Source organism: Methanolapillus ohkumae (assembly GCF_032594355.1).
Lineage (GTDB): Archaea > Halobacteriota > Methanosarcinia > Methanosarcinales > Methanosarcinaceae > Methanolapillus > Methanolapillus ohkumae.
Genome location: NZ_CP131061.1, coordinates 818,660 through 842,544 on the forward strand (window position 1 = coordinate 818,660; position 23,885 = coordinate 842,544).

General features: G+C 38.1%; 20 protein-coding genes and 2 tRNA genes. 12 read left to right on the forward strand and 10 right to left on the reverse strand.

Annotation, left to right across the window (positions count from 1 at the left end):
- Nucleotides 1-47 precede the first annotated feature (47 nt).
- The 3 genes from MsAm2_RS03395 to MsAm2_RS03405 all read left to right on the forward strand — a co-directional run bounded on the left by MsAm2_RS03395 (nucleotide 48) and on the right by MsAm2_RS03405 (nucleotide 2,892).
- Nucleotides 48-1,016, forward strand: a complete 969-nt coding sequence (locus MsAm2_RS03395; protein WP_338098392.1) for a DUF805 domain-containing protein — start codon at nucleotides 48-50, stop codon at nucleotides 1,014-1,016.
- Nucleotides 1,017-1,222: 206 nt separating this feature from the next.
- Nucleotides 1,223-1,501 (forward strand): ACT domain-containing protein, encoded by a 279-nt coding sequence (locus MsAm2_RS03400; protein WP_338098393.1) that lies wholly within the window; start codon nucleotides 1,223-1,225, stop codon nucleotides 1,499-1,501.
- Between the two features lie 20 nt (nucleotides 1,502-1,521).
- Complete coding sequence (locus MsAm2_RS03405; RefSeq protein WP_338098394.1) at nucleotides 1,522-2,892, forward strand: PFL family protein; 1,371 nt, start codon at nucleotides 1,522-1,524, stop codon at nucleotides 2,890-2,892.
- A gap of 385 nt (nucleotides 2,893-3,277) precedes the next feature.
- Here MsAm2_RS03405 and MsAm2_RS03410 read toward each other — a convergent pair whose 3' ends face one another.
- On the reverse strand, nucleotides 3,278-3,637 hold the full coding sequence (locus tag MsAm2_RS03410) for an MreA family transcriptional regulator (RefSeq protein WP_338098395.1): 360 nt from the start codon (nucleotides 3,635-3,637) through the stop codon (nucleotides 3,278-3,280).
- Nucleotides 3,638-4,890: 1,253 nt separating this feature from the next.
- Nucleotides 4,891-4,967, reverse strand: a tRNA-Ile gene (locus tag MsAm2_RS03415).
- Between the two features lie 355 nt (nucleotides 4,968-5,322).
- On the opposite strand from MsAm2_RS03415, the gene MsAm2_RS03420 reads away from it, so the two are divergent.
- Nucleotides 5,323-5,394: transfer RNA gene (locus tag MsAm2_RS03420), tRNA-Ala, on the forward strand.
- Between the two features lie 300 nt (nucleotides 5,395-5,694).
- Entirely contained in the window at nucleotides 5,695-6,051 is a 357-nt protein-coding gene (locus tag MsAm2_RS03425; protein WP_338098396.1) for a response regulator, read from the forward strand.
- A gap of 313 nt (nucleotides 6,052-6,364) precedes the next feature.
- Here the strand turns inward: MsAm2_RS03425 and MsAm2_RS03430 are convergent, their stop codons facing one another.
- Nucleotides 6,365-7,234, reverse strand: coding sequence for a DUF7847 domain-containing protein (locus MsAm2_RS03430; protein WP_338098397.1), 870 nt, complete (start codon nucleotides 7,232-7,234; stop codon nucleotides 6,365-6,367).
- Between the two features lie 463 nt (nucleotides 7,235-7,697).
- Here MsAm2_RS03430 and MsAm2_RS03435 point away from each other — a divergent pair, with 463 nt between their 5' ends.
- From MsAm2_RS03435 to mmp11, 3 genes are all read left to right on the forward strand, one after another.
- A complete protein-coding gene (locus MsAm2_RS03435; protein ID WP_338098398.1) occupies nucleotides 7,698-8,189 on the forward strand; it encodes a hypothetical protein in 492 nt (163 codons plus the stop codon).
- 114 nt (nucleotides 8,190-8,303) lie between these two features.
- Nucleotides 8,304-9,008, forward strand: coding sequence for a RadC family protein (radC, locus tag MsAm2_RS03440; RefSeq protein WP_338098399.1), 705 nt, complete (start codon nucleotides 8,304-8,306; stop codon nucleotides 9,006-9,008).
- Between the two features lie 140 nt (nucleotides 9,009-9,148).
- Complete coding sequence (mmp11, locus tag MsAm2_RS03445) at nucleotides 9,149-10,132, forward strand: methanogenesis marker protein 11 (protein ID WP_338098400.1); 984 nt, start codon at nucleotides 9,149-9,151, stop codon at nucleotides 10,130-10,132.
- 65 nt (nucleotides 10,133-10,197) lie between these two features.
- On the opposite strand, the gene MsAm2_RS03450 is transcribed toward mmp11, so the two are convergent.
- Nucleotides 10,198-10,926, reverse strand: coding sequence for a head GIN domain-containing protein (locus MsAm2_RS03450; RefSeq protein WP_338098401.1), 729 nt, complete (start codon nucleotides 10,924-10,926; stop codon nucleotides 10,198-10,200).
- 1,369 nt (nucleotides 10,927-12,295) lie between these two features.
- On the opposite strand from MsAm2_RS03450, the gene pyrG reads away from it, so the two are divergent.
- Complete coding sequence (pyrG, locus tag MsAm2_RS03455; protein ID WP_338098402.1) at nucleotides 12,296-13,903, forward strand: glutamine hydrolyzing CTP synthase; 1,608 nt, start codon at nucleotides 12,296-12,298, stop codon at nucleotides 13,901-13,903.
- 154 nt (nucleotides 13,904-14,057) lie between these two features.
- On the opposite strand, the gene MsAm2_RS03460 is transcribed toward pyrG, so the two are convergent.
- On the reverse strand, nucleotides 14,058-14,210 hold the full coding sequence (locus tag MsAm2_RS03460; RefSeq protein WP_338098403.1) for a hypothetical protein: 153 nt from the start codon (nucleotides 14,208-14,210) through the stop codon (nucleotides 14,058-14,060).
- 343 nt (nucleotides 14,211-14,553) lie between these two features.
- Here MsAm2_RS03460 and MsAm2_RS03465 point away from each other — a divergent pair, with 343 nt between their 5' ends.
- The 3 genes from MsAm2_RS03465 (at nucleotide 14,554) to MsAm2_RS03475 (ending at nucleotide 18,261) form a co-directional block, all read left to right on the forward strand.
- Nucleotides 14,554-16,461, forward strand: coding sequence for a site-2 protease family protein (locus tag MsAm2_RS03465; protein ID WP_476738676.1), 1,908 nt, complete (start codon nucleotides 14,554-14,556; stop codon nucleotides 16,459-16,461).
- Between the two features lie 486 nt (nucleotides 16,462-16,947).
- Nucleotides 16,948-17,466, forward strand: a complete 519-nt coding sequence (locus tag MsAm2_RS03470; RefSeq protein WP_338098405.1) for a zinc metalloprotease — start codon at nucleotides 16,948-16,950, stop codon at nucleotides 17,464-17,466.
- Nucleotides 17,467-17,472: 6 nt separating this feature from the next.
- Nucleotides 17,473-18,261, forward strand: a complete 789-nt coding sequence (locus MsAm2_RS03475) for a hypothetical protein (RefSeq protein ID WP_338098406.1) — start codon at nucleotides 17,473-17,475, stop codon at nucleotides 18,259-18,261.
- A gap of 111 nt (nucleotides 18,262-18,372) precedes the next feature.
- Here MsAm2_RS03475 and MsAm2_RS03480 read toward each other — a convergent pair whose 3' ends face one another.
- The 5 genes from MsAm2_RS03480 to MsAm2_RS03500 form a co-directional block, all read right to left on the reverse strand.
- On the reverse strand, nucleotides 18,373-19,422 hold the full coding sequence (locus MsAm2_RS03480; protein ID WP_338098407.1) for an isocitrate/isopropylmalate dehydrogenase family protein: 1,050 nt from the start codon (nucleotides 19,420-19,422) through the stop codon (nucleotides 18,373-18,375).
- Nucleotides 19,419-19,931, reverse strand: a complete 513-nt coding sequence (locus MsAm2_RS03485; protein ID WP_338098408.1) for a 3-isopropylmalate dehydratase small subunit — start codon at nucleotides 19,929-19,931, stop codon at nucleotides 19,419-19,421. The genes MsAm2_RS03480 and MsAm2_RS03485 overlap by 4 nt, the downstream gene beginning before the upstream one ends.
- Before the next feature lie 245 nt (nucleotides 19,932-20,176).
- Nucleotides 20,177-21,229: a DUF7847 domain-containing protein gene (locus tag MsAm2_RS03490; protein ID WP_338098409.1), complete on the reverse strand. Its 1,053-nt coding sequence runs from the start codon at nucleotides 21,227-21,229 to the stop codon at nucleotides 20,177-20,179.
- Between the two features lie 542 nt (nucleotides 21,230-21,771).
- On the reverse strand, nucleotides 21,772-22,686 hold the full coding sequence (locus tag MsAm2_RS03495; RefSeq protein ID WP_338098410.1) for a DUF7847 domain-containing protein: 915 nt from the start codon (nucleotides 22,684-22,686) through the stop codon (nucleotides 21,772-21,774).
- A gap of 248 nt (nucleotides 22,687-22,934) precedes the next feature.
- Entirely contained in the window at nucleotides 22,935-23,873 is a 939-nt protein-coding gene (locus MsAm2_RS03500; RefSeq protein WP_338098411.1) for a DUF7847 domain-containing protein, read from the reverse strand.
- Nucleotides 23,874-23,885 lie beyond the last annotated feature (12 nt).

Here is a 23,885-nt window from a genome sequence, read left to right on the forward strand (position 1 = left end):
CTCCCGAAAATTCGAGATGCTTTGCATCTCGAATTTCTCGGATTGCTATGATGAATGGATGTGTTGATGGAAAAATAGTGGTGGTAAACCGTGTAATTAAAAGCAGATGCAGCAGCGCAAAACTGCAAGCAGTTGCAGCAGCGCAAAACTGCAAGCAGTTGCAGCAATTCCAAAACTGCAAGCAGTCGCAGCAATTCCAAAACTGCATTTGGGTAAATGGGGAAGATGCCGGATTTGACAACTATCCGCTGCCGGTTTTTGCCGGACAAACCGGTTCCCCCGGAAATGCTTCTTACCTGGCGGACTTTAACAAGATGGATTTACTCTTGCGAAATGCTCTTCTCTTTGCAATTTTTGCTGTTCTCATTTTGGCGGTTTTCGGTACGGTTTTTTATCTGGTTCGAAAAAAGATTAATGTGTTTCTGATCTTTTCGGAAAATTTTACCAGTGCCGGGCGGCTTAACCGAAAACCCTACGCCATCATGATGGTGATCGGTCTTCTCTATTTTATTTTTCTGGCGATCTCTTCCGATATTTATGTTTTTTTGAACCGTACTCTTACAGGGCCGTATGGCGTTTTTTTTGATATTTTTGCATTCATTCTCGGTCTCATCTTTCTGATTATTACAATTATGGGCGCCATATTCATTCTTCTCCAAATTATCCGACGTCTGCATGACTTGGATTTGACCGGATGGATTGCTTTAGTGATGCTTCTTCATTTCCTTTCGTTTTGGGCATTTATTCCGACTCTTTTTGAATTCGGTTTATTTTTTATTGATGGAACGAAAGGACCGAATGAATACGGGGATGATCCGAAAGGAAGAAAACCGAAATATGAGAATGAAAATGGGAATGAGAATGAAACTGAAAATGAAAGTGATTTGAGTGAATCGGATATCCGCGAATCAAATATGAATGAATCGAATTTGAGCGAATCCAATTTGAACGAATCGAATTTTGAGGAGGCCGATTCTCTTCAATATGAAAAAACCGATGAGCAAATTTTAAAATGAATGTGAATGCGCTGCGGTAGAATTTTTTAAGTCCCCGGCGGCGGAAATAATAAAAAATCCGTCCCATTTTTTCTTTTTTTTTAGTTTACAAATCCTTTTCTTTAAAATCAAAAACGGATATATACTTTTAAATGATTGAGTGTGTTTAATTTATTTTTTCTTTTTATTCTCTACTAATTTGAAATATTTAATATCGGGAAATTGTTATGAAAACAGATCGTTATGTCATTACGGTAATCGGTGTCGATACGGTGGGTATTGTCGCGGGCGTCACAAAAGTGATGGCGGACTTTGGCGTGAACATTGTCGATATCCGGCAAACATTAATGGAAGACATTTTTACAATGCTGATGATTGGCGAGGTCAAAAATGAAAATTTCGTTCTCTCGGACTTCCAACGCATCATGAACGAAGTCGGAGCTTCTTTTAAAGTAGAGATTCGTGTCCAGCACGAAGATGTTTTTCGGTTCATGCACCGCATTTAATTATTTTTGGAGTCTTTTTTATGTACATTACTTCGGAAGAAATTATGCAGACCATTGATATGGTCCGGATGGAAAATTTAGACATCCGTACAATCACGATGGGAATCAGTCTTCGCGACTGTGCGCACCCGGATGTGGATACGTTTAATCAAAATATTTATGAAAAAATCACCACCCGTGCTGAAAAATTGGTTCAGACCGTCGTCGACGTGGAAAACCTTTACGGAATCCCGATTATTAACAAAAGGATTTCCGTCACACCTATTTCCATCGTCGCCGAATCCTGTATGGATGCGGATGTTTCGGATTACGTCTCCATTGCCAAAACAATGGATAAAGCCGCAAAAGAAGTCGGCATTGATTTTATTGGCGGCTATAGCGCTCTGGTTCAAAAAGGAATGACAAATGGTGACCTTCGCTTAATTTCGTCCATTCCGGAGGCGCTTGCGGTCACCGACAAAGTTTGTTCGTCCATCAATTTGGCGAGCACCAAAGCCGGAATTAATATGGATGCCGTCGCTCTCATGGGGAAAATTATCAAACAGGCATCGGACTTGACGGCGCATCGGGATGGAATCGGTTGCGCAAAACTGGTGGTTTTCGCAAACGCGCCGGATGACAATCCGTTTATGGCGGGTGCTTTTCATGGCATCGGCGAAGCGGAATGTGTCATCAATGCCGGCGTCAGCGGTCCGGGAGTTGTCAATTCAGCACTCCGGCGGCTGAATAATCCGTCTTTTGGCGATATTGCCGAAGAAATCAAAAAGACGGCCTTTAAAATCACGCGGATGGGAGAGATGGCGGCCCGGGAAGTTTCCCGCCGTCTGAACATCGAGTTTGGGGTCGTGGACATCTCTTTGGCGCCGACGCCTGAAGTCGGGGACAGTGTCGCGGAAATTTTGGAAGCGATGGGATTGGAACGCTGCGGAACTCATGGAACAACGGCAGCGCTTGCGCTTTTAAATGATGCTGTCAAAAAAGGGGGCGCTATGGCTTCGTCGTCGGTCGGCGGCCTTTCCGGTGCATTTATTCCGGTCAGCGAAGACGCGGGAATGATTGAGGCGGTCAACTGCGGCGCACTCTCCATTGAAAAATTAGAGGCAATGACATGCGTTTGTTCTGTCGGGCTGGATATGATCGCAATTCCCGGGAAGACGAGTGCGGCAACGATTTCTGCAATTATCGCCGATGAAATGGCAATCGGGGTTGTTAATAAGAAAACAACGGCTGTCCGGTTGATTCCGGCGCCTCAGAAAGATGTTGGGGATTTTGTCGAGTTCGGTGGTCTTTTGGGACGGGCACCGGTTATGAAAGTGTCACGTTTCAGTTCCGAAAATTTCATCAAACGGGGCGGTCGGATTCCGGCACCGATTCATTCTTTAACGAATTAAAACAAAAGAAGAGGATTCGTTAAGAATTAAATGAATGAGATAAAATAACGCGGCAAATTAAAAATAATGCATTCAAACAGAAAACAATGCATTCAAACAGAAAACAATGCATTCAAACAGAAAACAATGCATTCAAGCAGAAAACAATGCATTCAAGCAGAAAACAATGCGATAAAAAAAGCAATAAAAATAATTCTAATTAAAAAAATTAAAAATAATACAAAAAAATAAATTAAAATTACATAACAAATGATTGAAAAGACGGCATTAAAACTAAAAAACCGTCAAAAAAACGATTCATAGAAAAAAACAACAAATCCGGCTTTTTCGGATTTGTGTTCTGATTTTGAAATATAAAAAGAAAAAAGGAGATGAAGAAGAGTTATTAGGAGATTTTCTTTAACTCTTCAATGTTTCTTAAAATAATTCTGCTTTCTTCGATGATGTTTTCTTCGATTTTTTCGATGATTTTGTCCATCGGGACGACCAATTTGTAATATTTCACAGGTCTTCCCTTTCCGTTGTCTCTTTTCTCTTCACGGATATCGATCCAATCGTTGCTTTTTAAATATCTCATGGCGATGCTGACTTCGGGCTGTCTGAGGCCGGATGTCATTTCGATTGTGTGAGAGGTCAATTCCTTTCCGTCGGAAAGGCAGGCCAATGTTTTTGCGACAGGTCGGCTGATGTCTAATTTTCTCAACAGCTCAACCATTTCTGAATCTTTTGTGTATTGTTCGTTCATTTTATGTTCCCTCTTTTTAAGTGGCTTTCACGTTATTTGTTTTTATTTTTTTATTTATACCGTTTTTATTAATCACGTTTTTATTCTGTTTTTTGTATAACTTACGCATATATCTGTTAATATATTTTATACCTTTCGTTTTTAAGTTATGATAGGGGTGTAAAGTGTTAGTATTTTAATTATATTTTTTATTTTTGTATTTTTTAGAGTTTTTAAAAAACAATCGTTTTTTCGATTGCGTTTTTATTTATTTTTCATTTTTTTATGAATCGGTCATTATTTGAATAGTCATCCACAATCATGGCTGAGTATTCATTTAATTAATCCTTATATTTTATTTATTTTATTTATATTTATTGCTTTATAGTACTCATTATGAATTAAATTTTTTTAAATCAGTACTATCTTGTAAAGTTTTTAAAAATTATTTTTTGGTTTTTGATATTTAATTTATGTTAGTATATTTAATTATGAATCGGATTGTTTTTAATAATCAACCCGTTTTGTTTTTTTAATTTGTCAAATCTCCCCCTTTTTTTGTTATTCCTATTTAATATGTTTTAGTATTTATTATTATGTTTTTATTTTAATTTTGATAAATTTTTAATTTTTCATCATTCCGAATGCATTTTTTGGAAATGTATTCCACAAAATATTTTATTTCAGATATATTTTAATTCAATTATATATCTTCATATTTAGTGTATATTATCACATCATATATATAATATTTTCTTCTCTTTTCATTCTCAAAAAAATTATTTTTATAAAATTTTCCGGTGTTTGATTTGAATTTATTTTTCCGGTAAAACATATGTTTTTATTTTAACAATTTTGGGAAAGCCGGATCGAGTGTTAACCAATATCCGAAAACCAATATCCGATGTCTTTTTTATTGTTTGTTTTTGATGTAAATGCAAAAAATCTCCCGCATCATAAATTCATAAAAACGGATGATACCGGCTTTAAAAAAAGAAATCGAATCTTATAAAAAATAGCTTTACCGGACACGATTTATCAGGAAAAATCTTGTAAGAAATGGGTTTTGCGGAGTTTTTTGCAGAAAACGATTTTGTTGTGAAAAGAAACGGATTAAAAGGATGGTAAAAAATAGTTAAAAAACAGAGGCTAATGGATAAAAAGAAAATAAATGAACAGAACAACTTGAAAAATGGAATAGAAGAACAGAACAACTTGAAAAATGGAATAGAAGAACAGAACAACTTGAAAAATGGAATAGAAGAAGTTATGTATGGTGGGCCCGCTGCGATTCGGACGCAGGACCTTACGGTTATCAGCCGTACGCTCCACCAGGCTAAGCTACGGGCCCAATTGAATTTTAAACCAATGCCAGAAAATAACATTCATCATTTAATTTTTGACACGGATGCCAAAACGGGGTTTTAATGAAATGTAAATATTGCGATTTTGAAACTTTAAAAGAAAAAGTCAAAATATGCTTTGAGCTTTGGTTTTTAGTTGCCGTCAGACAACATTCCCCTAAATACATATTTTTATATTTAAAGGTTTTGCCATTATTATTCTTTGTTTTAAAAAAATCTAAAATCATCGCCATCATATCGACAAATATTTATATCAAATTTGCATTAGTCTCTATCCGACGCCATGGGATTCAATCATAGGAATCCAAAAGCGTGAATTTATTCTTAAAAATCAATTCCATTGGGCTGATAGATCAGCGGAAGATCGCTACCTTGGCATGGTAGAGGCCTCGGGTTCAATTCCCGATCAGTCCATTTTCTTTTCTCTTTTGTTTTCATCTTTTTGTTTTTGTTTCTATCTTTTTTGTTTTTGTTTTTCTATCTTTCGTTTTTGTTTTTCTATCTTTCGTTTTTGTTTTTCTATCTTTCGTTTTTGTTTTTCTACCTTTTTTGTTTTTGTTTTGTCTTTATGCATTCGATTTTTATTTGTCAGGATAAATTTAATTTTCAAAACGAAGCATTTATTTTATATGGTATGATACTCTACAAGAATCATTAAATAATATTATAAGCTCTTTATATATTGTTTTATTATTTTTGTTGGGGAATACTCTTATGAAAAAAAAAGTACTTGTCGTTGACGATGAAGATTTGTTGCGCGAGCTTCTTGTTCAAACAATTAAAAACTCAGGCTATACGGTTGACCAAGCCAAAGACGGTGCGATCGCACTTGAAATGTATAAGACATTTCATCCGGACATTGTCATCATGGATGTTATCATGCCAAACATGGACGGAATCGTTGCAACGGCAAACATTTTAAAATATGATCCGGACGCAGTGATTATTGCGCTGACCTCTTTCTCATCGGCAAAGGGCGACGATATTCTCAAAGCCGGTGTCAAAGAAATTGTTGGAAAGCCCATCAAGAGCAACGATCTGGTTGTTGCCATAAAAAAGTATTTGGATTAAAACAGAAGTTATTCAAATTTCCCGGTTTTTCATTTTTTCTTTCATTTCTTTTTTTCATTTCTTTTTTTTCATTTCTTTTTCATTTCATTTTTTCATTTCTTTTTTCATTCGATCCCTTTCCGTATTTTATTATTTTTGGTATATTCTCAGATTTTTCCAAAATTTCTCGGAAATTTTCCGTTTTTACATCCGGGGATTGATTCTATATTCTTCGAAATACGGCTTTCTATTTTCGCATCCGGTCGAATAAATTTTATTCACCGAATGCGAAAACGAAAATTAAAATTTGATTTTATTTTTAATTTTATTTATTTTATTCCCGGGTATCAAAAATCGGTCTTTCTTCAGCGACCATGAACATTCTGGCTCCGCAAATGTAAGCGTAGGTTAAAATGACCATGGCTAAGATGCCGTAAACCAAAAGTCCGAGAATGGCCAACGGTCCTAAAAGGGCGAACATCCAAATGAAAATCGAGCAGCCATTGATTAAAATTGCCGGGAGGATTACCAAAATCACAATGAATCCCAGGGCTTTTTTGTTCTTGAGAAGGCTGACGGATTTTTTCAGGGCGTCTACGACAGAAACATCATCAATAACGACGGCATAGTAAGCGTAGAAGAAAAAAGCCCACAAAACGAGAAGATACAATATCGTTAAAATAAAGCCGGCCGAGAATGCCCAATAGGCAACGTCAAGCTTTGCCAACATCGCAATAATGCCGATGAGAAGGTATTCACTTAACAATTCTTCAAAGGATCCGAGTTGTAAGAACAGCGGAATGAAGAAAATCAAGGATAGCAAACTCAAAACGATGAAAGCAAGGGTCAATTCGAAAAATTTCAAAAAACCCTTTTTGCCGTATGTTGTCATATCGGAAAAGCTTGTTTTTCCGGTGGTCACCGCACTCTTGGACATGCCAATCAAACCGGCTCCGAAATAAGACGAAACCAGCAAAAGGACAACGGCATAAACCAAAAGCATGAAGAGAGAATAATAAATGTCATTGGTGGCCTGGAAAAAGCTTCCAATAAAATTACTGATATAAATGCCTAAAACGGCACTCTCCAAAATGGATATGATAATAAAAACGATAAGCATGCAAATGAAAGGCGCCAATAATATCGGATTTTTCTTGAAATGGCGGACTCCGTTTGCAAGGACTTCAACTGAATCTTCTGTCATTTTAATCTCCTTTTAATTTTTCCTGATATCGTTTCACAAACATTTTAAAGTAATTAAAATAATTAAAATAATAATTGTAAAACGACTGAGTATATTATAATTCTTTGAATATATATAATCTTTTATTTTATATTTCTAAATAATGTAAAAAATATATAATTCTCAGTAACTCCGGTCTAAACTATTTTCATTTATGTGCTTAAATCTTAAAATTAATACTATTAGAAAAAATAAAATTAAAAAAATTAAAAAATAAAAATAAATTGGTAAAATTAAACTAAAAACAAATATGATCCAAATGAAAAATATTATCAAACAACTATTTTATCAAAATTGAAAAACTCAAAGCGTATAAAAGCATACAAAATCGCAGGAACACATTAAACATTTATCACTCGGATGCATTTTGTTTATTGCTTTTTATTTTTTACTTTTTACCAAATGTTGCACGAAGATGTTACAAATGCCGGATATATTTTCCCCCCAATTGTATGTCGTCTCTCACTGTTTATTCAATCCGGCGGCGCGCGTCCGAGGGATAAAAAAGCCGGTACCCTTTGATTTTTATTATGATTATTTTGATTCAAAAAATCAAAGCGCACGGTCGGAATTTGTCATTTCGCTTCCTTGTCCGGAAACGATTTTATTCGGAGCCGACCGCAAAAAAGCAACCAAAGATCAATTGGATTCTCCAAAATACCGTCGCTTTTGTGCGGATTTGTTTTTGCCTTATGCCGAAATGATCGAGCAATTTGAAAAAGACGGTTTTTCAATTTTAATTCTCGGCGTTTCAAAAAGTCCATCCTGCGGCGTTTGCGTGACAACGACGGGATTGCCCGAAGATGAACAAGACACGGATTTTGAAGGCACCGTAATGTCCGGTCTTGGCATTTTTATGGAAGAAATCCAAAAAGAATTGAATCGGCGGCATGTCTGCTATCGGATGCGAGAATAATTTGTAAATATTGGTCTTCATGTGGATTTTTGTCAAAGGTTTTTTGGCGTTTATATCCTTTTCGATTTGGATTTTTTCATAAATTTTATATTCTCCGTTCCTGTTTTTCTTTTTATGATCGACCTTTCCGCTGAACCCAAACCCCGCTTAAAAATTAAAGACATTCCGAAAACGGAACGCCCTCAAGAACGCCTTTTGAAATACGGTCCGGATTCCCTGTCCAACGCCGAACTTTTGGCGATTATGCTTCGGACCGGAACTCGCCACCGGAATGTTTTGGATTTATGCCATCATCTCTTCTCTGAAAATTCTCTTAAAAAAATGAGCCGGATGTCGGTTCCCGAATGGGTTAAAACAGATGGAATCGGCGAAACAAAGGCTTGTCAAATTGTTTCTTTGTTTGAGCTGTCCCGCCGGTTGGAATCCTATACGGAAGAGCCGAAGCGAAAAATCAAGTCTCCAGATGATATTTACCGTTTCATTTATCCAAAAATCCGGGAAGAGAAGAAAGAAAAATTTATGATTCTTTGTTTGGATACCAAAAACCAGGTCGTTCGGGAAGAAACAGTTTCGGTTGGAATTTTAAATGCCAGCATTGTTCATCCACGTGAGGTTTTTCGGACAGCTCTTTTGGAATCCGCTGCAGCCATTGTCCTTATTCACAATCATCCGTCCGGCGACCCAAGCCCGAGCCCGGAAGATTTGGATATCACCGACCGGATTGTCCGGTGTGGACAGCTTCTTGGAATCAGTGTTTTGGACCACATTATTGTCGGTGACGGCTGCTTTGTCAGTTTAAAGCAGGAAGGGAAAATTTAAAATTTGGATTTAAATTTAGATTTAAAATTTAAATAATTTAAATCTAAATTTTTTAAAAATTAAAATTCGTTTTTACCGTATGGTTTATAATAAACCATTCCTTTTAGAAGGGAAGAAAAGATTTGTTGAGGTTATATCTTTTGAAAAATCAATGCTCTCCAAAGAAATCCGATCCGATGGACATTTCTCTTGGACAAGAAGTCATTTTGGAAGATCTGGTTTTGGAGGACCCCTATACGGTTCCTTACCGGGGAATTTACGCGATCTGCGATGAAAAAAACGAAACCGCCGAAATTATTGAGCATTCAAATTGTTTTAGTGGCGCATGCTGGTCTTTTCATCATTATGCCAAATCTCCGGCGGTCAAAAGTGTCCGGACCTATGGCGAATTTATCCGTTACACCGTTTCCATGGGTGTTTTTCCGTTTGAATTGAAATCTTCCGTCGCAGCTGCCGGAATCGAATCTGTCACTTGTGCCGGAAGCGATGTTGAAATCACTTATGCGGGCCTGGGCGGCGGCGGGGTCGGCGCGACCAAATGCCGGGCGTATGCCGACGGCGTTTCTCATTACAAAATCACGGAGTCTGGCGGCGGGAAAACGGCCAAAGGAACGATTTATGTCCCGCGGCGCGAGCGGGTTTTGGTGGCGATTGACGATACGGATTCCTGTGAAACCGGTGCCACTTGGACGTTGACGCACAACATTGCAAAGGCGGTCAGCTCGGATGAGTCGATTTTACTGTCTCAGGCGCTTGTTCAGTTGTATCCGGTCCCGGAAAAAACACAAAATTGCATGTCGACCGTTTTGGAATTCGGATGTGTGAGTCCGGACGCTAAAAAGCGGCTTATTGAACGCATCCGAAAATTACTTTTAAAATACAGCGTCAGTGAAAACACGGGCATGCTTGTGTATTCCGGTTTTTCCGTCCCCCAAGGTCTTTTGGATTACAGTCAAAAGGGACGGACGTCGCGCGTGACGAAAGAAGAAGCCGGAACCGTTTCCAAAAATAATCACGTGGATGTTATTTTGGGCGGAAACGGAATGATTGGGGCACTTGCGGCTTTTGCATGGTTTGCAAATCCGATTGAATCGGTCAAACCCGGATTTTTTGTCATGCCTTGACTGGTTTTTAAAATATTTTTCCGCTTTTTTTTGAATCCATCCTTTTTATCAAACCACTTTTGTGATTATCGGTCATTTTTGTTGATCAAAATGGATGTTGTTGCCACATTATCTGTCACCGTTGTCGGGTTTCCGGCATAGGTCAGTTTGCACGTTCCGGTCAGGACAGCGTTTAAGGAATTCGTGACATAAATTTCGGCATTAGATATACCGTTTAAACCAATGACCATGTCGGCAGTTGTCAAATTCTCCAGATCCACGTCGGATGTGCCGTTTGCTTTAATATTTGCGGATTTTGCTGTTCCGCTGATGTCGGCTTGAGTGGTGCCGGAGACGTTGAATGTGAAGTTGGTGACGAAAACATCGACATCAATATCATTTACTCCGGCCGCGGTGATGGTCAGGTTTTCGGATTGAATCGGGTCGTTTGTTTCAATTTTATTTTTTCCGGCCAAGTTTAGTTCATCTAAATTTTGATATCCGATTGTTAACTCAACGTCTTTTCCCGGTGGCATTTTTTCATCAATTTTGATTTCAAGGGTATCATTTATGATTTCATATTGGATGTAGCCTATGTATTTTTGTTCGATTTCAAAACGAATGGCTGGCATGCCGGACGGAATTAAATCGATGTCCGCATTTCCGGAAATGTTGATTTTGTTAAATGTGCCGAGCGTTTCATTGGTGATGACTTTTTCATTTCCATCAATGCAGCCGGTGGCGGCAAAAAAGAGTACCAATGTAAAAAGAGAGATCCATAGCGGAAATAGTTTCAGGTTGAGGTTTAGTTTCATTTTTTCACCTTCTTTTTCTAAAACCGTTTGTCAGTCTTAAAAAATCATTACAACTATTATTTTAAAATATATAAGTTTTAATATATTTATGTTTACACCCCTGAAAAATTCCTACACTTCGCTTCGGAATTTTTTAAAAGGCAGGGGACAACTTGCCGCTCTGGGGTCGCTTGTGCGAACACCTCTTGCCGGTTGTGAAAAATCCGGTCCGGTTGTAAAAACTTAGAAAGTAATTTCAATAATTCCAAATCCAAACAAATCTTTCCAAAAAATTTGAGATGCTTTGCATCTCGAATTTTTCGGATGAATTAATTGTGAATAGATGTGTTGATGGAAAAACAGTCGCAGCAACCTAAAAAACAATACAAAAAGCAAGCCGGCCAAAACCACAATAATTATATACGCAATCAAATATATTTTTATTTGAAAAGCCTTTTGGCTAAATTATATTAATTTCAAAAAATGAAATTGAAAGATTAAGTATATATCCGATAAGAAAAAATAGTCTCGATGTGTGAGAACTTTTCACGCGGAAAAGGACGTTTTATTGATTCTTATTGAAAAAGACATTCAGCAAAGAAAAAAGCATCAAAAGGAAAAATCGGATGCTTTTTTTAAAATATTTACACAATTTCTATTAAATTAAATAATAAATACCGAAAATTTACAAAATATGTTTAAGTAAAGAGACCGAAAAAGGATCTATCATAAAAATCGTGTCTCTCCCGAATTAAAACTGATTTAAAAGATTGATGAAATATGTTTACTACAGATAATACAGAAGGTTTCGACCAGAAAACTCTTGACAAAATGAACGCCGAAGTAAAAATCAAAATGAAAAAGTACGACCAAAAATCAAAAGATTATAAAAAAATGCATGCCGATGTTGAAAATGAAGTTTTTGACAAATATTGTTGTGAACTGTTCTCACCATCCATGAAATTTTAAAAATATTTTCCGTTTATAAAACAAAATCTTAGTATTTTATAAAATAAAAAAGAATTAAAACAAAAAAGAATTAAAACAAAAAAGAAATACCGGAAAGATTAAATTTATATATCGTCAAATTAAATCTAAAGTCCGGTAAAACTTAAAAATGACAGATTAATTTAAGTATTTAATTAAAAAGTAAATTCAATTTTATTCAATTGCAAAACCTGATTAAAAAATCAAAAAGGGCAAGAGGTTTTTCAAAAACAAAAAATCTCCTGTCCTTTTTTTTATTGATTTTTGAGCAAACGGGTGCATCCATTATGGGTTGCAATGTTTGGTCACGGGCTATATTGAATATGATATTGAAAAATACGATTTTAATTTATGATTTTAACTTTATTACTTTTCAAAAATCAAAAAAGGATGCGGTAAACTTATGAAATACATTGTCGTCACCGGCGGCGTCATCAGCGGTCTTGGGAAAGGAATCACAACAGCATCGATTGGCAGAAACCTGAAAAACAGAGGATACAAAGTCACCGCGGTTAAAATTGATCCTTACTTAAACGTTGACGCCGGAATCATGAGTCCGCTCCAGCATGGAGAAATATTTGTTCTCAAAGACGGCGGCGAAGTCGATTTGGATTTGGGAAACTACGAACGCTTTTTAGACACCGAACTGACCGCTGACCACGACATCACAACCGGAAAAGTCTATTCATCCGTCATCAACCGTGAGCGTAAAGGTGAATATTTGGGAAAAACCGTTCAAATCATCCCGCACATCACCAACGAAATCAAAGGAAGAATCCGCCGGGCAGCGGAAAAAAGCGGCGCCGAAATTTGTATTATCGAAGTCGGCGGGACAGTTGGCGACATTGAAAGCATGTCCTTTTTAGAAGCCATCCGCCAAATGAAAAACGAAGAGCCGCACGAAAATATGAAATTTGTTCACGTGACTTTGGCGTTTGACGACACGCAGGGCGAACAAAAAACAAAGCCAACGCAGCACTCGGTCAAAGAAATGAGAACGTTGGGATTATCCCCGGATTTCATTGTCGGGCGTGCGTCTTATCCGCTTAAAAAAGAAACAAAAGAAAAAATCGCTCTTTTCTGTGACGTTCGCGAAGAATACGTGGCCAGTGCCTACAATGTTTCTAATTTGTATGAAATCCCGCTGATTTTAGACAAAGAAGAAATCACAAACCACCTCATTGAAGAACTTAAGCTTCCCAAAATCGAAAAGAACGGCAGCAGCGACAAAGCCTGGATCGACATGGTTTTGAAAATGAATAAAATCAAAGAAATCCCGGATTCAGAAGCCGTTCGTGTGGCGATTGTCGGAAAATACACTGATTTGGCTGATTCTTACATCAGTCTTTTTGAAGCCGTTAAGCACGGCTCCACCGCGACCGGAATAAAAGTGATTCCGGTTTTGGTCAATTCCGAAAAAGTGGAATGTGACGATGCTTGTTTTGCGGATTTGGAGAAATTTGACGGCCTCATTGTTCCCGGCGCGTTTGGAGAGCGTGGAAGTATGGGAATGCTTCGGGCCATTCGCTGCGCACGGGAAAATAATATTCCGTTCCTTGGAATCGGTCTTGGAATGCAGTTGGCAGTTGTCGAATTTGCAAGAAATATTGCCGGGCTCGAAAATGCCAACACCACTGAATTTAATGAAAACACAAAGTTCCCGGTGGTCGACACGATTTCAGAAAACAGTGACGGTACAGGTTTTAGCGGAATTATGCGGCTGGGCGAATATGAAATCCGATTAAAAGACGGTACCAAAATGCGGGAAATTTATGGCAAAAACGCGATTTATGCCCGGTACAGAAACCGCTACGAAATCAATTCCGATTTTGTCAAAATCTTAGAAGACAATGGAATGGTTTTTTCCGGAGACATCCGCGGCGCCATGCAAACGATTGAGCTTTCGGACAAAAAATTCTTCATGGGAACGCAATACCATCCGCAATTTAAATCCCGGCCGGAAAGAGCGGAACCCATTATAGAAGCCTTTGTCAAAAGCCTGAAACAATAAACGAAGTATCGTTTAATGTTTCTATTTTCTTTTTTTATGTTTTTTTTCATTTTATTTTTTTGTTTTATTTTGTTTTGATGGCATCGTGCGCGCGTTATGGCGTCTGATTCTTAAAAATTTCAGCAAAAAGGATGGACCGCCTTTTCTCAAAAAATTAAATCTTCGGGTTCTTTTCTAATTTTGAGTATGGCGTCATTCTGTTTTTTGTTTTAGTATGGCTACGTTCTGTTTTTTGTTTTAGTATGGCGACATTCTGTTTTTCAATTTCATAGTCCGCTGCTGTTTTTCCCACCAATAACTCTTTCATAATAACAATCCGATTCAATCAGATGCGAAACGCATCTGATTGAATCGGGAGGATTTTTTGAATTGGAATAATTATCAATTTTTCATGGTTGGGGGGACATTCATGTAACAAAATAGGGGTTGGGGTTTTCTCCGCCTTTTTAAAAATTCAGAACGCAGCAATGGTTTTTACTCAAATGTGCTCTATTTAAATAAGATACCGTATCATTAAAGGTCAAATTCATTTAAACTTCAATCAAATCTAATTAAACCCAAACTTAAATCAATTTGAATTCAATTCAAACTTCAATTCAAACTTCAATTCAAATTAAAAACATTCAGGTGATTTTTTGGATCCATTGACTATGGCACTCATTGCTGTTTTTTTACTATATTGGATGATCGTTTCCTATTTAAAACAAAGAGGTTTTTGGGAAAAACACAACATTTCCACATGGGGACCCGTTTTGATGATTCGGACCACCAAAGGACTGGACTTGATGGACAAAGCCGCACGGCCCAAACGCTTCTGGCGGCTTTTCGCAAACATCGGAATTGTCCTTATGTTTATCGGCATGATTTTCATGTTTGCGTTGGTTCTTGCATCCGATTATGCTTTGGTCCAATCGTTCCTGGACGGAAACGTCATGGAACCCGGAAAATACAATGAACTCAAAAATATTTTTCTCATTCCGGGCGTGAATGACTTTATCCCATTCACCTGGGGACTTTTGGCACTCATTATTACGCTCGTCGTTCACGAATTTTCGCACTCCATTCTCGCCCGCGCCGAAGGCATCCGGGTTAAATCCATGGGAATCCTGCTTGCCATCATTCCGATTGGCGGCTTTGCCGAACCCGATGAAGAAGAATTATTCGGGGGCGAAATCGATTTTGAAGAAAAAAATAAACAAAGTACTCAAAGTATTCAAAGCAATCAAAACCCGACAGAATTCAATGACATGACCGCAAGCATCGAAGAAATTCGGGCACATGAAGCTTTGATGAAACAAAAAGAAAATCAAAAGGAATCGCAATCACAATCCGATAAAGATTCTAATGCGAAAGCAAACAAAAATTCAAAACCAAAAGTTATCGCCACTAAAACCCAACGCTCCCGCATCTTGTCCGCCGGCGTCATGGCCAACTTTTGCGTCGCGTTTGTTGCTTTCATTTTGTTTTTCGGACCGGTTCTTGGCGGAATCGCATCCATTGGAAGTATTCAAGTTACCGGCGTAGACAGCAATTCGCCGGCCTCAATCGCCGGTCTTTCCAAAGATATGGTGCTGGTCCAAATCAACGGACAAAACATTACAGGGTCCGATTCCATCAATGCGTCCCTTCAAAATGTCACCCCGGGAGACACGGTGATTGTGTCGGCCGCCTATGACCGAATCATTACGAATTACACGATCCAAACAGATCCGGCCGCACAAAATTCTAATTTTGCCGGAATTTACATTCATAGCGTCAATGCCGGCTCCCCGGCCGAGTCGGCCGGAATTATTCCCGAAATGACGATCACTCAAATCGATGGTGTTGACATTCCCGGGATGAACGAATTTTCCCAAATGCTGTCGGAAAAAAATCCGGGAGACACAATTGTCCTGACGGCAAACTCTCCGGATGAAAACGGAAATGTACAACCTGGGGACCATGGCAAGGAAATTTCCGTCACGCTTGGGCAAAATCCGGCTGATGCGTCACGTACCTACATCGGAATTTCCTACTCCTCCGGTCCGCTTCACATCGGCCTCCTCGGCTTTTCCGTCGGACAATTCAACGCCGCCACGTATTTGGATGTGCTTCGAGAATTGCCGTCCATGCTTTTTGGCTTGGATTTCTCCAACCTGGGCGATTCTTTAAAACTCATGTTGGCTGCCTGGATTTATGTGATGGCGTTGCCTTTCTTCGGGCTCGCCGGTGAAGGTTTCAGCGGCTTTTCCGGCTCCATGATGCAGTTCTACGCGCCGGTCGGCTGGGCGGAACCGCTGGGTATCGGTATCTTTTGGATCGCAAATGCGCTTTTCTGGATCGCATGGCTTAATTTCTATGTCGGGCTTTTCAACTGCCTGCCGGCCACGCCTTTGGATGGCGGCCACGTCTTTCGGGCAATGATTCAGACCGCGGCCGAAAAATTCAAAATGGAAGAACAAAAAGCGGCGCGGGTTTCTCAAAAAATTTGCGGATGGCTCAGCATCTTTATTTTCCTGTCGTTTTTATTCATGTTCATCTGGCCCTATATCGGTAAATATTTCCTTGGGCTGGTTTAAAATAAGGGAGAATTAAAGGATTTTAAATCTATTTCAATCTAAAATTTTTATAATATCTATAGAAATCATTTGTCCCCTCCCCCTAAAAATTATTTTTACTTGAGGGGATACAATTTTTTAAACTATTTTTAAAGATAAATCAATTTATCTTATTTTTTCTATAATGTTTTAAGGCTATGCATGATGATTTTAATATATCTTCTTTTTCTTCTTCTATTATGTAAATGATATTTTAGAAAAAATAAAAAAATTATTTATAATATAAAAAATCTTAGAAATCTGTGATAATTATTTTGAATAAAAATATTTTGAATAAAAATAAGGACTCACCATCTGATTGTTGGCAAGTTGCATTTGTCGACAATCATTTGTTTGATGGTGAGTGAATTCAATGCTTGAGAGAATTCACTCCTATCTTGTTTTTTAAGGTATTTAAGTAAATTGTTGGTTAAATAAATCTATATACAATTGATAGGAGGAATACTGTTGAAATATAACTCAATAATAATTCTTACAGTTCTTGTTCTTCTTTTGATGAGCTCAGTTGCTTCAGCTTGTAGTTATCATTTAGGACCAAATGAGCACGCAGTTAAGTTGAAAAAAATTCACTGGTATGGATCTACTACTTATTCAAATCAGTGGTCTGCTGCTGTTACAACATGGAATAGCATGGGCACGATTACTATTAAGGAAGACCATCTCTTAAGCCAAAAAGATCTCAAAATATTAGATGTCTATTCCCCACCACCCAACGGAACTACAACATGGCCGTCTGCTGGTTACTCCAATGGATCAAATAATGGGACACGGTACATTCAAATCAATACAGCAATTATGTCTGGATATTCCTCAAATGAAAGAACTAAAGGTCTAGTGCATGAACTTGGACATGCACTTGGAATTAATGAAATATCCATTTCAGGAAATATTATGAACCAAGGACGATCATCCCAAACAACTTTGGGACAAAAAGATAAAGATGTTTATAGATGTATTTGGGGTTGAGATAAAATGAATTCAAAAACCAAAAAGATATTTTTAGCTATATCTGTCTCAGTCCTTATTGTTATGGCTTTATCTCTGATTGCAGTCGGTAATATGCTTTCTTATGATGGCTATGATAAGATGTCCGAGGCTGAACAAGAAGAGTATGATTTTCAAATATTTAAAGAAACAATGTCTGAAATTTATCATCAAGATGTAAATCGTGAGGATTATCAGAGAATAAGAGCCGGAACACTCGAAATGGAAAAAGCATTTGAATCAGATATGGAAAAATATGGTAAAGCTTCCACAGAATATGGCATTGCGTATTCTGATTACATTTTCGTTGGGCGGGTTGTCAGTCACAATGGAAATTATCAAGCTCAAGAAAATGAAGTTCCAAATCCATACAATCTTTTTAATATCGAAATAATTGAACAATTGAAAGGCTCGACTCTTGAAGACAAAATTGAACTTAAACAAATTGGAGGTTATTACACTAAAGAGTATCTGATGAACGAAAATAATAATGTAAGCCTAGATTTGCTTGAAAAATATGAGCAAGGATATTATGGTTTTCTCGTTCCGGAAGATTCACTCATCGAAGTCGGTGAAGTTTATCTTTTTGTAACAGTGGCTCAACTTGACGGAAGATGCACGATCGGTTATCCGGACGGACGGATTCATTTCGAAAATTTCGATGAAAAGGGATTAGAATCTTTTTATGAAGTTTCTTTGTACAAAGATCTTATCAAATCCGATATAAAAAATTTTGAACGGATTCGATTGCCAGCAAATGAAGAAATAAAAATGTAAAATGTACAAGCAAATAATTCAAAACAGAAAAAGGGTGAATCATAAATTCACCCATTATTTATTTATCGAGAGTTGTTTTAGCCATTCAAAAAAAGAAGCAACACACATTGATTAATTTTTCTTTTCCGCTTTCGCATCCAGAATTTTCACTTGCTCTAAAATGAATTTGCCGACATCTTGAGTGGATAAATTTCCGCCAAGGTCCGGCGTCACTTTTTTCTCTGACACGGCAACAGAGATAGATTTTTCAAGAACGGCGGCTTCCCTATTCATTTTCATCCACTCCAACATCATTTTCAAGCTCAGAATCATCGCAATCGGATTGGCGATGTTTTTTCCGGCAATGTCGGGCGCGCTGCCGTGAACCGGCTCAAAAAGGGCATATTTCTCCCCGATGTTGGCGCTGGGCGCAAGACCGATGCTGCCAAGCATGACGGTACCCGTGTCGCTGAGAATGTCGCCGAAAAGATTGGTCGTGACAATCACATCGTATTTTTCCGGACGCATCAGCATATCGTACGAAAAAGCGTCCACCAGCATGTCATTGGTTTCAACGAAGCCCAATAGTGCCGTTTTTTTGCACGTGTCTAAAAATAATTTGTCGGATTTCATCACATTGGATTTATGAACAACGGTCAGCTTGTTTTTGCGGGAAGACGCGAGGGCTGACGCGAATTTTGAAATCCGTTCGCTGGCTTTCTTTGTGATAACGCGAAGCGTTGTTGACCGCTCCTCGCCGATTTCTTCAATCCCGGAATACAACCCTTCCGTATTTTCACGCACAATCACCATATCAACGTTGGACCGGACAAAACAGGATGCCGGTGGAGTTAATATTTTTTCAATTCCCAAAATCGGGCGAATCGGGCGGACGTTGGCAAAAAGATCCAGTTCCTTTCGAATCCGAAGAACAACACTTTTATAAGACGGATCGTTTACCGTCGTAATCGCGCCAAACAAAACGGCGTCGCAGGATTTCAGGGTGGCGACATCCGCATCGGTGATAGCTTCTCCGGTTTTTTCCCATTTCCCAAAACCGACTTCCACCGGAACTTTTTCAATTTGAAAGTTATGTTTTTCGCAAAAGTAATCCAAAATTTTAACCGCTTCGGGCATCACTTCTTTTCCGATGCCGTCCCCTTCAACAATCGCAATTCTCATTTTGTTTCCGCCAAATTTTGTTCCGCTTGCTTTTTCCGGTGCGCGACCAGTCCGCCGTCTTCTAAAATTTCAAGCAGAAAATCCGGAATTTTTCCGGCCGGATATGTTTTATTTGGGTCGCCGTTTACGCAAATGATTCCTTTTTCCAAATCCACGTCAATCATGTCGCCGTTTTTCGCGTCAATGTCCGCCTCAATGATTAAAAGTCCGACATTAATTGCGTTTCTGAAAAAAATTCGGGCAAAATATTTGGCGATGACACAAGAAACGCCGGCATGCTTTAAGGCAAGCGGTGCCTGTTCTCGGGAAGAGCCGCAGCCGAAATTGTCGCCGGCAACAAAAATGTCTCCGACCGATACATTTTTTGAAAAATCCGGGTCAATTCCTTCCATTGCGTGAGCGGCAAACACCGACATGTCGGTCGTTCTCAAATATTTCCCGGGAATAATCACATCTGTATCAATATCGTTTCCGAATTTCCAAGCTTTTCCTCGGATGTGTTTTTCCATTTCAATCATCTCAGAATAAATATAAAGAAAAGAATATTGAAAAAAAAATGAACGATTCAAATTATTCCCCATATATCTTTTTTATTTAAAGAATTTTCCGAAAAAAAAAAGGGAAATGAAGAGAAATCAGAAATTAAAAAGATGAAACCAATAATTTGATAAAATATGAATAAACATTCATAAAAAAAGGATCAATGTGATGATTCACATTGATTTATGTAAAATAAAACGTTTTGTTATTTTGGTCAGTCGGCGGATGAAATTACATTTTCTGTTTTTTCCTCATTTTCATATTCGGATTCAGTTTTTGTTTCAGTTATCTCATCCGGCATACCGTTTTCTTCATCCGGCATACCGTTTTCTTCATCCGGCATACCATTTTCTTCTTCCGGCTGTGAAACGATTGTTTCCTCATCAAAAACAGGTTGCTCGGTTAAAGTCAAATAAAACCGGGTAGTCCAAACATAGCTCAAAACGCCGAGGAAAAATGCGGCGACAATGAAGATTAAATTTAGAATCATCAATCCGAGGAAACCAATGATGATAAGAACCGGGGAAATGAGAAGTAAAACCATCAAGATGGACATCAGGATCACAAAAACAAGGATAAAGAGAAGGATAATCCCAAAAATAACCAATATGAAAGAAATCACTTTGGATGTGTGTTCTCTAAACAGGCGGTAGGATTTTTTGAATCCTTCTTTGACGGACATGTTGTCAATCACAATGGCATAAGTGACAAAATAAATCACAAAGGAAACCAAAATGATGTAGATAAAGGACAACAAAAGTCCGATTCCAAGGGAGGCAATTGCTGTTGTGGCAGGCGTCATGGAAGAAGAATACATGCCCATCCCGATTACATTATAAATAAACGGAATAAAAAAGATCATGCAAACGCAGTAAATCAATGCAGTCAGAAGGGTTGCCCAAAAAACCCGGCCGTAATACTTTTTGCCGTAACCCCACATGTCGGACCAGTTCACTTTTCCGGTGGTGACGGCGTCTTTGGACAAACCGATGGAGCCGGCGCCAAAGTAAGAGCCGGCCAAAAGAAGAATGATGGTATAGATGAGGGTGCTGACCAGAAGAATAATGAGAGAGGCTCCCATGATGCTGGAAGATGTGCCTGAATAAGAGGCATAGGAAATCGTGCCGGTCAGAGCAAAACTGATCATCTGATAGATCATCCCGATAATAAAATTAATAAAAAGATAAATCAACATGGGGCTGACAATAGAGGGATTCCGCTTAAAATCGCGGTAACCTTTTGTGATAGTATCGGATATGCTTTCCATAATTATAAACTCCTGTAAAAAGATTAAAATATTGCAAAAAAATATAAAATATTCAAAATGACTTCATTAAAAAACATGAAGATTCTGATCTGTAAAATGAGATATTGCAGACAACCTACATTTTAAATGAAATATTATAAATAATTAATGTCAACCCTTTAAATATATATTAGTTGACAAATAATATTTTTCCGAAACGGCTGTTTATGGATTGAAAACGGCTGGTTGCTGTTTTTATTGAATAAGCGCAAAATAAAAATAAATATAAAAATGAGAAGCAAGTGCGGCAAATTCATAAATTGAATGAGAAGTCCATCCACTGTTTTTGTTGACAAATTAAAAAATCGATGCCGTAACGCGCGCGGCGGCAGTACAAAATAAAAATGAGAGATAGGTGCGGAAAAATCCATAAATATGAATTAGAAGTCAATCTGCCGTTTTTGCTGATAAAATAAAAAATCGTTGCCGTAACGTGCGCGGCGGCAACGCAATATAAAAATGAGACGCTTCTTTTCTTTTATTCTTTTTACATTTATTTTGGTTTATTGCACCGTTTCTCTTTCTTTTGGGGATGAAGACGGAAATTCATAAATTGTTTTTCCGGTCAAAACCATATAAGCCCGGGTTCCCCAGACCGCGACGAGCGCCACTAAAAAGACGGTCAGAACCAGAATAATCACTTCGGCGACATACAAACCGAAACTGCCGAGCAGCCAAGTCATCACGTAAAGCAAAATGAGCATGAGAACGCTGACAAAAATGCTGATGAGGGTGACCGCCAAAATAAACCACATGACTGAAATGGCGTTTTCTTTCAGAAGATGATATGATTTTTTAAAACCGGCGATGGTTTTCATGTTGTCGATAACAATTGCGTATTCCGCAAAATAAATGACAAACGACAGCAGAATGTAGTAAATGGTTGCGAGAATCGTGCCGGCGTAATAGTAGATTGATGCGTTACTGAGCGTGGTCATCATCATTTCCGGAGTTCCGAAAACCATCATCGGGTCGGTCCCTGCTTTGTAAAATTCATACAAAAGCGGCAAGTAAAAAACAAGCGCCAGTAAACTTAAAAATGTGGAAATTAAAGACGCTAAAAAGATCCGGAAAAAATATTTTTTGCCGTAGCCCCATAGGTTTCCTGATTTTGTTTTCCCGGTTTCGACTGCTTCTTTGGAAAGACCGATGGCGCCGGCCATAAAAAAACTGTAGACCAACAAAAGCAGAAGGATGAATAGAATAAAAACGCCTGTAAATGCCCAATAGTTATAGGTGATGTTTCCGCTGCCGATATTTGCAAAATCCGCATAAATAAAATAACCGACGACAACTCCGTAAATCATGCTTAAGATGAATATAAAAATCATCATCAAAAGAGGTGGCATGCTGATTGATAAATTGCTTTTAAAATTAAAATAGCCTTTTTCAAGGGTTTCTTGCAAACTTTCCGTCATAATCTGAAATTCTCCTTTTTCTCTTTTTTTTCAATTCATGCTTTAAGATTAAAATTATATCGTGATAAATATATAAATAATTAATCTAAAAAGTTGCTTAAAATGAAAAGTCAAAATGAAACGATAACCGAAAAAAAAATAGAAAAGATAACAGAAAAGATACAAAAAATAGAAAAGATAACAGAAAAGATACAAAAAATAGAAAACAGGAAACCTTGTATGATTTCCGGTTTTTAATTTTTATAATTTTAGTAAGAAAGCAAGTCTTCTTCTTTGTAAACCGGTTGCTCGGTCAGGATTATGTATCTTCGGACGGACCAAATCGCGGTCAGTGTAATGATAAAAATATCAAAGATAAAAGATATCAGAGTCCAGATAATTTTCAAGAATGGCGCCAGTGAAAAAATGGGGGCTATAAAATAAGAACACCAGGTGAAGGCGATGGTGATGAAAAATATAAGAAGGATAAATATGGCAATATCGATTGCTTTTGCTTTGAATAACACATAAGATTTTTTGATGCCGGCCATGACCGATAAATCGTCAATGACAATCGCGTAAATCGGGAAATAGAAGAAAAACGAATAGATCAACAAATAAGCCAGCATTAAGAAAAATCCGAGAACAAATAAAACCGCCGAACTGTTTAACGCCGTTAAAATGATTTGCGTAAGGGCTTCGCTGTTTCCGACGGACGCTTGGTTCACCGCATCCAAAAGCATCTGAGAGGTGATACCGGTGTTGAGCAATTGGTAAACGGCCGGAAGAATGAAAATAAGAGACAAGAGTTGGAAGAACGACAGAAGGATGGTCGCGCCAAAGACACGCACACAGAATTTGTTCCCGTAAGAAATCAAGGTTTCAAATGTTGTTTTTCCGAAAACTTCCACTTCTTTGCACATGCCGATTAAACCGGCGGATAAGTAGGAAGAGAGAAACGTGATTAAAACAAGCAAAACAATGAATAAAATGATGGCCGACACGATTGATGCGGTTGAAATAGACGGCATCGCCGGTGACGGGTTTGTCAAAAACGCGGTTCCGAAAAAGAGGAAAAGGCCGCCGGCAACAACAAATACAAAAATGATCGCAACCAAATATGAAAAAATAGGCGACAGGCATAAAATCGGATTTTTAAAGAAATGAGACAATCCGGAAGATAACGTTTCCAATACATTTTCAGTCATTTGTATCCCCTT